Origin of the sequence: Mycobacterium sp. 1245805.9, from assembly GCF_001672915.1 — a bacterium.
In the GTDB taxonomy this organism is placed as follows: domain Bacteria; phylum Actinomycetota; class Actinomycetes; order Mycobacteriales; family Mycobacteriaceae; genus Mycobacterium.
Genome location: NZ_LZKR01000021.1, coordinates 1 through 704, shown reverse-complemented (window position 1 = coordinate 704; position 704 = coordinate 1). Strand labels below are relative to the sequence as shown.

Here is a 704-nt window from a genome sequence, read left to right as displayed (position 1 = left end):
ATGCATGTTGCACAACCGGGTTTTGTCGCGCACGTTTTCGGCCATCAGGCGCGACGGGTACGACGACGAGTTGGTCGCGAAAATCGTTCCCGGCGACGCCGCCCGGTCGATCTCGCCCCACAGCGGGATCTTGATCTCGAGCTTCTCCGGGACGGACTCCACGACCAGCCAGGCGTCGTCCAGCGCCTCTTCGAGCGACGCCGCGGCCGTCGCGACACCGGCCTCGCCAAACCCCCTCTGCTGCAACACCCTTGGCAGGGTCTCGTCCGCGTACTGGATGGCCGCGGTCAGCTGCTCGGCGCGCCGCGCGTGGATTCGCACGGTTCCGCCGCGGCTGGCGAACATCACCGCGATGCGCCGGCCCAGCGTTCCCGCCCCGACCACCGCCACCGGGCGGTTGCGAATGTCTTCGAACGTGTACGTGTAAGAGCCTGTCACACAGGCATAGTAGATGCGTTGAGTGTTGCGCCATGGCGGCAGTTCAAATAACTTGCGCCACTTTGGTTTCAGTGGCCCCAGGGCGGACCTTTTTGTCGGTGGGCGTTCGTAACGTGTGGGCCATGGGTTCGAGTGGTCGTGAGGAGATCGTCGAGGGTTTCGACGCGTTCAACGGCGCCCTGAAGCGGTTGTGCGATTTGTCCTTTGACGTGTTGACCACCCCGGAACGACTGGCCGCCCTCGAACAGCTGGAACGCGCGGCGCGT

General features: G+C 64.8%; 1 protein-coding gene. It reads right to left on the bottom strand.

The window, feature by feature from the left end; genetic code table 11:
- Nucleotides 1-438 (bottom strand): 3-hydroxyacyl-CoA dehydrogenase NAD-binding domain-containing protein (locus A9X00_RS03455; protein WP_232006660.1); only part of this gene is annotated, 438 nt, incomplete at its 3' end.
- Nucleotides 439-704 lie beyond the last annotated feature (266 nt).